The organism is Paenibacillus cellulosilyticus, from assembly GCF_003182255.1.
Taxonomy (GTDB): domain Bacteria; phylum Bacillota; class Bacilli; order Paenibacillales; family Paenibacillaceae; genus Paenibacillus_T; species Paenibacillus_T cellulosilyticus.
The window spans coordinates 70,157-80,954 of record NZ_QGTQ01000030.1; the positions used below are offsets into that span (position 1 = coordinate 70,157).

Sequence of the window (10,798 nt, forward strand, 5' to 3'; positions counted from 1 at the left end):
AGTTCTCTTCTATAACAGGAAGGGGATTGTCTTTTGTTTCACAAAGGAGAGAAAGCAGAACATCTGACTCAATCACGTTTCCATACTGCTTTATTGTAACTAAGACGAAGCGATTCTGTAATGAGCATCAGAAAACGAGCGAAGTAGCAAACTTATTTCTCTTCATTATGCTGCTAAGGCTGAGTTTATAGGTTTTACCATATGTGATTATGATACAATTATGGGAGTTTAATTTAAAACTATCGATAGATTAGAACTAAGTTTGAAATATTAGGGGTGAGCGTCTATGAGTATATTTAACCGAATCAAAGCAATTCAATACTTAAATACAGATAATACAGAACAATACCGCCCCATCGTGCGAATTTTTTATGAACAGCATTTAAAATTCTCTTCGTATTTATCGTTTCAAGAAGTCTATCAATTATTACGAAATTCCGAATACTGGAGACGATTTGAGTTACTAGAATATACTGAAAAGAACCTGGAAACGGATTTGAAGATGCTTGTAGAGTGGGGCGATCTCGAGGTCATTCAAGACAATACCAAAGCGACCAGCTACGAGGATTATCAAAAGAAAAAGTATCGCTATAAGGCGTCGGAAATATTGATTGATATCGAACGAATGCTAATTGCAACGGAGAAGAGGGCAGGAACCATTCGAGGTGGATTGGAGAAGCAAGTGGCTGACCGCATTCTTGAAGAACTCGCAAAAATTGCCAATAACCACTTAACCAACCCCGAAGAAGTATATTACATATGGCGAGATTTAATGCGAAGGCATGACCAATTACGAAATGATACTTCCGATTATTTATCTTTAATTAATGCAGAATCCACAGAGAAGCTTTTGCGATCTGAAAGTTTTATCCCATACAAAGGACAATTCGTATCGTATCTCGACGGATTCGTAGCGCACATCGCGGAAAAGAGAACGCTAATACAAAAGCGCCTTCGAGAAATGCCGACCTGGCATATTGATTATACCATCCAGGCTGTAGTTGATTTTGAGAGAAAATTCCCGCAGTTCCTTATTTCTCAAGAGGAGTATGATGTGGGGGCTGCTAAAGGGGCTCGTATTGCAGAATGGAATGCATTAAAATCGTGGTTCATTGAGGAAGACGGAAGGGAATCAGGCTTTTCTTTTTTGATTAAACAGACACGTGGGGCGATCTCGAAAGTGCTTCGCATCGCACAGCAAATTGGTGAGAAAGCCTACCAATACAAAAGCCGTAAGAATGATTACCTGCAGATCGCACGATGGTTTTATGATGCAAAAAATCTTGATGAGTGTCATATGATCGCTTCATATATGTTCGGCACTCAGGAAGCTCGCCACGTCTTTGCTCTACCGAAAACTGGAGCTAATCCGTATCAGACGGTGTGGGAAAACGATCCATATGAAATTGAATTGCGAAAAACTACAAGAGCAGGACGTGCTCGAAAAAGAAGCCAAACGGTAAACGAGGACCCAATGAAGGAATTTGCACTTTTAAACGAGCATCAAAAAAACGAGGAACTGAAACGAGAATATTTAGAACTTATCACCACAGATCGAATCATACGAATTCGTGACATTACTGTTGCACATCCCATGGTACGTGAAGCTATCCTGGACATGGTTGGTCGTGCGACGGTTTCTTCAAACGGTAATGGGATTACGGAAGAAGGCCGACGTTTTAAGATGCGTTTTCTATCGAATGAACTTGAATATCTGCGCTGCCCGGATGGGACGCTGACTATGGGTGATATTGAAATTCAATTTATGGAGGAAGCCGAATGAGTGAACAAGTATCGGACGATCCACTTCAGTACTGTGTGTATGCACTATTCCAAAACTATTGGATTTCAAAAGAACTTCTACCGGATTTGTATGCCTCGACGTTTCGCCAGTCGATGCAGCTTAAAGAATTTTTTGATCGTTGGTTTCGCTATCGTCTAATCGTGGAGCCCGACTATATAAAACTCGTGAAAACGCCTGTTGAAGCCAAGCCATGGATGGGAATCCAATCGTTCCTGCACCCAATGGATTATATCTTTCTTTCTTGTTTTATCGCTTACATGGAGGAGAAGGGAGAAGGCCAGCAATTCGTTTTGCAAGATGTTTGTGAAGCAATTATTAACTACTATCCCGGTCCTGCCAGTGAGGTTGTATGGAAAAACAGATCGGTTCGCCAAAGTCTTGTTCGAGCCATCAAATATTGCGAAGAGTTGTTCGTCGTTAAGACTTTTGATCGAAAAATTGATGAGTTCCAGGATAACGTTTCACACGACATGTTGTTTGAAACAACATCGTTTTTGCGTTATTTCGTAAATAGTTTCTATTTTGATTATTCCGCTGTTCGTTCTTTTGATACTCTTAAGGGCTTCATGGTTGAAGAGGAGAAACGCGAAGGGGTCCAACCAAAACATCGATTTATGAGAAGAATGTTTTTAGAGCCAAATGTAAAAAGAGTGGCACTATCTGAGGACGAAAGTATTCTCATGAGGGAGTACGGAGCTCAACTAATCCGTAACGCCGCTGAAGAGTTCGATCATTTAGAACTTGAGGAATACCCCTCTATGTTCATGATGACTCACTCTAGACATTTCTACGGGCAATACTATCCAGCACAAAACAAAAGCTCTACTCTTTCTTTAATGACAACTCAGCTTGGTACATACTTATGGGCTCTTATCAACAACGGCTCGATTGTTCCTGATGAAACAGGTACCCTCACATTCACTTTTGAACAAGCTCTTCAAATATTTACACAAGTTAAAGAGATAAACGATCATGGCTGGTCTATTACATACCAAAGGGAATCTGCAGAAAAAGTGTGGATTTGGGCACTCGCATATATGAAATCTTTTGAATTTGCAAAAGAAGAAAACGGGTATGTATATATATACGATGTGCTTGGTCGTGTCACCGGTGAATATGAGAAAGGGGGAAACGATCTTGATGAGGTTTCATCCGAATCGACTTGGATTTTTTAATTTTTGGTACCACACCGACAGTGAGTTTGAGTTTTCGAAGGGTAAGCTATTTATTCGCGGCAAAAACGGAAGTGGGAAAACGATCACTACCACGATGGGAGTGCCTGTTCTTATTGATGGAAACAAGCGTGCTAACCGTTTGGATCCAATGGGATCAAGGGATCGACATATGGTCGATTTACTGCTTGGTGAGGAATCAATCAGCGGTCATAAAGATAGGATCGGCTACTTGTATTTTGAATATAAAAACGGTAACCAATATATTACTACGGGCATTGGAATGCACGGTTTTCGCGACACTGGCAGGCTGAACAGCTGGTATTTTATTCTCTCTGATGGCAGAAGGATCGGAAGACAAGTTCGTTTGTTTGATGAGGAATGGGTTGGTGGTAACCTTCAGAAAGTTGTCAAAAATAAACCAGCCATGCGGGAAGCCCTAGGGCCTCATACATTCTTCACGGAATCTCAAGAGGAGTATATGGAAGAAGTCAGCCGCCGGCTGTTTGGTTTCCCTGACGTAAAGATGTTTCGGGACCTTGTCGAATTGCTGCTCAATTTAAGAAGCCCTAAACTATCTCGCGACCTCAAACCTGGCGTGGTGAATGAGATCCTTTCGACATCACTTCAGGAACTTACGGAAAAAGAGCTTGATCCATTGACCGAATCGATAGACATAATTGATAAGCATGAGGTCCGGTTGCAAAAGACAAAGCAGGAAATTGAGATTCTGACTACCTTATGCAATGTAAACGACATATACAAAGGGTACATTGCCTATACGGTGGCGAGGGAAACAAAACAAGTCCAAGAGAATGAGAAGGCAATTCGGACAAGCATAAATAATAGTAATGATGAAATTCGAAAATTCAAGAGAAGTATGGAAGATGCGGCTGCTGAGGTTACTCAGATGAGGGCAGAAAGAGATTCGTTGAATCAACAAAAGCAGGGATTAGTGACCAATTCGTTGTTCGACAAATTGCAGACTAATCAAACGAGGATGACAGAGTCTGAGGATAAGTTAGAAATCCTTAAAGAACGAATCAGCAATAAACGAAGCCAGTACATAGAGGCTAAAAATCGATGCGAAACAGAAGTAGGCAATCTTTCAAATACAAGAAAAAACATTCATGACCTGATTGTAGAGTTATCAGAAAATGCAGAAGAAATCTATTTTTCCGAACATGAGCGGCAGGCAAAACTCTTCGAAAGCTCGAGGGATGACGAAACCTACCCTTTTACCGTATGGAATGATTTGATTAAAGAGTATTCCACGGAAATTACGGAAATAAAAGAAGGGTTCGTTGAGCTAGCGCAACTTGCTTTCGTTGAGAGGACAAAACGGGATGAAAAAGAAACGGCACTAGAAGCATTGGAATCTAATAAAGAAGCGCTTAATAGATTGGATGAGCTCTTTGAAAACCTGCGTGCTGAATTTCTAACCCTTGTTCTTTCATGGGCCGAAGATACGAAAGCACTCCAAGTTATGGAGCAAGAAAAATCAATGCTGCGCTTAGCAGTCGATCAGTTGTATCGGGATGAGGAAAATCTTATAGCCCTTGAAAAGTGGAAGAACGTGGTGCAAGAACGGAGACTGCAAAGCGTTAAGGATCGGATTTTTCTGATGAATAAGGAGTTGGAGAGCGCAAGAAAAGAACTCCAATATGCATCAGACAAAAAGCGGAACCTAGTTGAATTGGGAGAAGTATCCCCTGAGCTTACCCCAGGCCAAGAAGAGCATTCGGAACAGCTTCGAAATGCCAATATCCCGCACGGCCGTTTCTATGAATTGGTGGAGTTTAAAGAATATGTGCCAGAGCAAGTTAGGCAAGCACTGGAGTCTTCAATTACACAAGTGGGTTTGATTCATTCCATCATTGTAAACCCTCAGGATGATGAGAAGGCTCGAAAATTAGCCGTAATAACGCAAGTTAGAACACGAAAAGTACATAACCTTAGTAACTATCTGTCACCGGTCTCTACAAAAGGGGTCCATGAAGAAACCATTCGTAGTGTTTTGGAGGGAATATCGGTTGCAACGCACGAAGAAGGATATATCTTAGAGGATGGTGGATTTTCGGGAGGATGGAGCCTTGGCAGTGCAGCGAAATTGTCGTATTACTATGTTGGAAGAGAAGCCAGGGTTCGCCTTCGTGATGTTCTTTTAGGCGAGTTAGATGAGATCATTACAGTTTGCAATGAGCGTATTCTTAGCTGTGAAGAAGGTATTCGTGAATTGGAGATTGAGAAAAGAAAAATTATTTTTGCGGCATCACAGATGCCAATCCCAACTAAGGTAAAGGAATGTTATGGGGATATAAAAGAAACGGAAACCAGTTTTATCGTATCCCAAAAAACCTTTGATGCTCGTAGTGATGAGTATGACAAGGCTGAAAAAAAGTACACCCAATTCAAACAAACCATACGAGAGCGTACAAGGCAATATCCTTTTGGCATGGATGAAGATGCTTATGGTCATGTTCTAAAGCGCTGCGGCGACTACATAGGCGCCCTTACGGATCTGCGGGTCGAGCGCGAGAAGCTCACGAGTTTGGCCGCGGCTGTAAGTAGGGCGAAAGAAGTATATGAGATGGTGAGGAGAAGTTTGGAGGAGACCCAAGAGGAGATTGGTACAGAAGAGGCCAACATTAGTAATGCAAATCTTACGATTGCACTGATTAAAGAACAATTGAAAAATGAAGGTCTCCAAGATATCAGCGATCAGATTGAAGCTATTGACAAGCGCATGGACGTGCTAAGTGAATCCATCATCACTGCCTCAAACTTGGAGGTTACTGCTAAAACTCTTAAGGAACAGAAAGAGAAAAATAAGCAAGAGAACTTGACCCGGCTGCTCGGGCTTGAAAAGCTGGTTCGAGCGTGGGAAAAGAAATTCCAAGAAGAACAACGAAGTGCAACAATCCCATCTGATTGGTCTCCAGAAGAGACGGTGATAAGCATGGAGGAAACATATCACAAGCTCCAACGCACTGACCTAGAAATTGCACTTAATGAGCAGTTTTATGGTGCGCAACATGATCTTCATGACTACAAACCGGACCTACACAAGGTCGAGGGTGCGGATATCGGAGAAGAAATGGATGAAGGCTGGCTTGCACTGCGGGAAAAAACAACACGTCTTATACTTACTTTTACCGTAGATTACAAAAAGATTACTCCCAATACACTCCTATTGGAGAGAAAACAACAACGTTTGAACGACGAACAACTGATTGAGGCTGAAGAAAAGGAACTGTATAAGAAGGTTTTGATCGATGACATTGGAACTACCGTCGTGCAACGTATCCAAAGCGCTCGTGATTGGACCGTTAGTATCAACGAGATGCTGGGCAACATGTCTACCAATATTAAAATTCAGTTGCGATGGGATGCACTTCCAAGGAAACTTGGTTCACTATCTACTAAACAATTGGTTGATATCTTAAGCCGGGATAGTGAGTGGATCATTGATGAAGACATAGCGAGAGTATCCAAGCACTTCCGCAGCCAGATCGAAGATGCACGTAGTCTTGCAAAAAGTGATAAACATCTCTCATTGAGAGACAAAATCCGTGAGGTTATGGATTACCGCAAGTGGTTTGTGTTCACCATCAGATCCCAAAAGGGAGACGAAGTTGGGTTCAGCGACCTGACTGACACCGTGTTCAATACGTACTCTAACGGTGAAAAAGCGATGAGCATCTACATGCCGCTTTTTGCTGCAATCGCGGCAAAATACAAAGACGCATCATCGACAGCTCCAAGGGTTATATCTCTTGACGAGGCTTTTGCTGGAGTCGATGCAGATAATACCGCGCAATTGTTTCAGCTTGCTCATCAGCTTGATTTTGATTATATTATGAACGCTTTTGGGCTATGGGGGTGCTACGAAAGTGTCGATAAACTCTCCATTATTGAAATTGTTCGCCCAATTAGCTCGTCGACTCTCGGGCTAGTAAAGTATCATTGGGATGGTAAAAAACGTTACCGCTTCCCAACGGGGGAATCACTTGAGACGAACCCTGAGCCTATGGTATAACATTATGAAAACGGTGAAAGAGATAATAACAAGAAAAAGCGGCTTAGAGAATGGAGGAAACGAACTGATGGATTCATCATTACAGCAACTAGTTCAGGTTTTTCGCAATAATGATGGTTTTAAAAGAGTGTTCTGGCTTTTTCATCAAAAATACAGAAGTTATGGAAGAATTACCAAGAATACTAAAATTTATCTTGAAAATCCATCAGCTGATGAATTGCGGGTATTAAACGGGTTTTTAGGCTCGGCTTATAGGAAGGAAGGAGCCATACCGATTACAGCAGACAAAATAGAAAAAGAAATTCGAAAAAGTAAGTATCGAGATTTATTTAATGGATATGATCTAAATGATTTTCTGCAAGTGTATTACGGAGAGAACTTAACATCAAAAAGTGAAGATAAGCGGCGTTATGATGCAGAAAAGATGGAATTCTTTCAAATACTTTTACGTGAAGCTCAGATGGAAAGTTCATTCTACCAATTTATTTCGTTTATTAAGACATACAAAAATGCACCATTTGTCCATTACGCTTATAAAAAAAACTCTAAATCACTCAAAGGCTTACTAATTTTAATAAAGAACCTGTTTGAGCAGTTGCCATTTAACAGAGATATCTATCTTCCTCTGCTTGCTTATAAGCTTAGAGGGGACTATCATGCACTAGCTTTTAACTCGGATGCCGGTAAGATGGTGATATTTGCTTTACAAGTATTAAGTTATCTTGATAATGGTGTTGAAATTCTTCAGATACTCGAAGAAGAACAAGTAGAGAAACTATTTAAGGATTATGGCATCTTGTTCTGTCCGGAAGCTAATAAATTGGCGCAGCGTTTATGGATTTTGGGTAGAAAAAATAGTGAGGAGTCTGGACATTATCAGCTAGTTCCCTTGAGGAAAATTGATCGGGGATCTTTTGCACAGGTGTACAGAGTTTTTGATCCGATTGAAAGAAGAGAGTTGGCTTGTAAAGTATTATTTGAAAGGTCATATTTTATACAATCCTACGGGAAAGAGGGGGATGAATATTTACACCGCTTTAAAACAGAGATTAATTTGCTTCGAGATCATATCGCGCATCCCAATATCATTGAGATTAACAAGATACAAGTAGAGCGTGATCCAGTGCTATTCACAATGCCGTTGGCGACATCTTCTCTAGATAAATGGATATCTTCGAATCATATTGTACCCAATGAGACGAAGTTAAACATTTTCAAGGATATTCTAAGTGGTGTTGCATATCTTCATCAGCATAAAATCAGTCATCGGGATTTGGCTCCTCAAAACATATTGTTGTTCCAACAAAAGGATGACAGTGTAGTGGCAAAAGTAGCTGATTTTGGCTTGGCAAAAGATCATCGATCATTTTCTTCCATCACAAGATACTCGCAGGCTTTATACGGAAGAGATGCGTATACAGCCCCTGAGCAGAAAGAAAGCTTGAAAAATGCTGATGCTCTGTCTGATGTTTTTTCACTTGGGGCGTTGCTTTATTATATATTTAGTGGAACATCACCTGAGAATAGATTTAAATCGTTTATTACTTATCAGCATATTGTTGGTAAAGCTATGGAAGAAGATCGCTCCAAACGGTATCAAACTGTTCAAGAGTTGTGGGACGATATTATTAATAGTTCGTTGCCATCAGGAGGTTACTCATTTAGTAGTTTAATGAATTATGAATTTAATGATTTTACCATAGACGTGAATCATGTATTAAGATGTCTAACGACAGTTGATATTGGGGAATCGGATGCAGTTCTTTGGGTATTTATTAAATCGTTTATCTCTGTGCCACTCAATATACTGGAAGAATGTTCAAGACATGAGACGGTGATGCTTCCTTTCATGCATGCTGTTGAGAAGAACATAGGTAGAGCAAGGTGTAAGGATGAGGAATGGTATCATGTTTCAATACGCATTGCAGAAATTTATAAAGGTACACAGCATAGTGAGCTACAATTAATGGCAATACATCTCATCCTAGTCATCGCATTGAAGAAGGGCAATCAATTGACTCTGAATATACTGGTGGATATTTTCTCTACCTTGACGGGGCAAGACGCACTTTCCCAACAAATTGCAAACATCATTGAGAAAGAATTCTTATGCTATCACGATGTATTAATTGGACTTTTGAAGAACATTAACTACCCATCCAACATACGTTTTGCTCTGAACGACTTTTAATATGAAGGTGTTTAACCGAACTGGCCATGAACTATGCCATAAGTAAAGTAATGAAATTCCTAAATGATAAGAACAAAAACGATGTATTAGTCTCACTTGGAATCCTGATCTCGCTCCTACGTAAGCGTAAAACAGTCCACACCCTGTAATCAAGATGAGGGCTGTTTTACGTTTACGTTGTACGGTCATTGTGATAAATTGGTACTTCTTGAAAAGGAATAAAGGGATATATCTTTAAATAGGTGTAACATACCGGTGTCTTTAAAACCATGCAAACTTCTATTAGGTTGGAAATAGAAGGATTCTGAGATTTTATGTCGAAATATGGATCTTTGGAATTACTATTTCATAGGAAGAGGGATGCATGTGAGCGATAAACTTAAAGGCCTAGTAACAGGATTGCTAATTGGAACAATGATTACTGGTGGTGCTGCTTATGCAGCAACAAGTACTAAGATAGAGGTAGTGATTGATAACCTTAAGTATATGGTTGATGGGGTACAAATGAAGCCAACTACCGGTCAAGGTTTTATTTACCAGGGAACTACTTATGTACCTCTACGTTTTGCAGCTGAAGCGGTAGGTAAAGAAGTAACATGGGAAGGTAAAAGTAAAACGATTTGGATTGGGAAGAAAGAAGGGGCATTTAAGTACTTGAGTTCTATTGATTATGCGAGAGCAGAAGGTGTAGCAGTTGATGGGCTACGTTTTGATAAATGGAAAGACGGAAGTAGCTTTATTGTTGCGGAGAACAAATATGTAAACGGAATAGGAATGTATTTTCCAAATGATTTTTGGAATAAGGCATTATCCGGAACAGTTGATTATAATCTTAACGGAAAGTACTCAAAATTTGTAGGGAAAATCGGCGTTGATGATATATATAAAAATTCCACATCTGTCGGTGTAATCAAGATCTTTGGAGATGGTGAATTACTCTATACTAGTACAGATTTAATCGGTGGCAATTTACCAATTGATCTTAATGTAGATATTACTGGAGTTCTTAAATTGAGGATACAATTTGAATTTAACAACAATCAAGACATTGCATTCGTTATAGGAGATGCAAAAGTATCTTAATTGAGATGGCCCAAAGACAAAATGCCTACTTTATGTGGCATTTTTTTGTTTTATAAGATTGAGTGGAGTTTTTTAAAAAAATTTATTTCAATTCGCTATATGTTAAACAAAATAAATGGAGTAGGTAAACATAAACTGGTACCCATAGACTGGACACTTTGAAAAAAGGTGTTTGGGCTGTGGGTACTTTTTCGTATACTGGAAGATGCAACGGAGGGGATGACATGAACAAGAAATATTTTAATGAGGCACAACGTGAAGTTTTATTAAACAACCCATACATCTGAACTGTGACCCGTTTTGTGGACAGTTTAAAAAGCGACCATCTTAATTTAACAAGCAATTAGATGATCCCTGAACTCGTCGGGGGTCATCTTTTTTAATCCCCATTGATATCGCTCAGTATTATATTGATGTATATAATCAGCGACGCGTTCTCTTACTTCATCGAGGGTTTGGCAATCGATGAAATTAACCTCATCTTTCATATGACCGAAGAAGGATTCCAT

6 protein-coding genes are annotated in these 10,798 nt (G+C 39.9%); 5 read left to right on the plus strand and 1 reads right to left on the minus strand.

Annotated features, from left to right (window positions below; all coding sequences use genetic code 11):
* The first annotated feature begins 286 nt into the window (after nucleotides 1–286).
* The 5 genes from DFQ01_RS25455 (at nucleotide 287) to DFQ01_RS31260 (ending at nucleotide 10,289) form a co-directional block, all read left to right on the plus strand.
* Nucleotides 287–1,783, plus strand: coding sequence for a TIGR02677 family protein (locus DFQ01_RS25455; protein ID WP_110046764.1), 1,497 nt, complete (start codon nucleotides 287–289; stop codon nucleotides 1,781–1,783).
* Nucleotides 1,780–2,979, plus strand: a complete 1,200-nt coding sequence (locus DFQ01_RS25460) for a TIGR02678 family protein (RefSeq protein ID WP_110046765.1) — start codon at nucleotides 1,780–1,782, stop codon at nucleotides 2,977–2,979. The genes DFQ01_RS25455 and DFQ01_RS25460 overlap by 4 nt, the downstream gene beginning before the upstream one ends.
* Nucleotides 2,945–7,015, plus strand: a complete 4,071-nt coding sequence (locus tag DFQ01_RS25465; protein WP_181394750.1) for a TIGR02680 family protein — start codon at nucleotides 2,945–2,947, stop codon at nucleotides 7,013–7,015. Before DFQ01_RS25460 ends, DFQ01_RS25465 begins: the two co-directional genes overlap by 35 nt.
* Nucleotides 7,016–7,019: 4 nt before the next feature.
* Entirely contained in the window at nucleotides 7,020–9,206 is a 2,187-nt protein-coding gene (locus DFQ01_RS25470) for a protein kinase domain-containing protein (protein WP_217490334.1), read from the plus strand.
* A gap of 366 nt (nucleotides 9,207–9,572) precedes the next feature.
* Nucleotides 9,573–10,289 (plus strand): NPCBM/NEW2 domain-containing protein, encoded by a 717-nt coding sequence (locus DFQ01_RS31260; protein ID WP_174812621.1) that lies wholly within the window; start codon nucleotides 9,573–9,575, stop codon nucleotides 10,287–10,289.
* A gap of 332 nt (nucleotides 10,290–10,621) precedes the next feature.
* On the opposite strand, the gene DFQ01_RS25480 is transcribed toward DFQ01_RS31260, so the two are convergent.
* Entirely contained in the window at nucleotides 10,622–10,798 is a 177-nt protein-coding gene (locus tag DFQ01_RS25480) for an IS3 family transposase (RefSeq protein WP_146216902.1), read from the minus strand.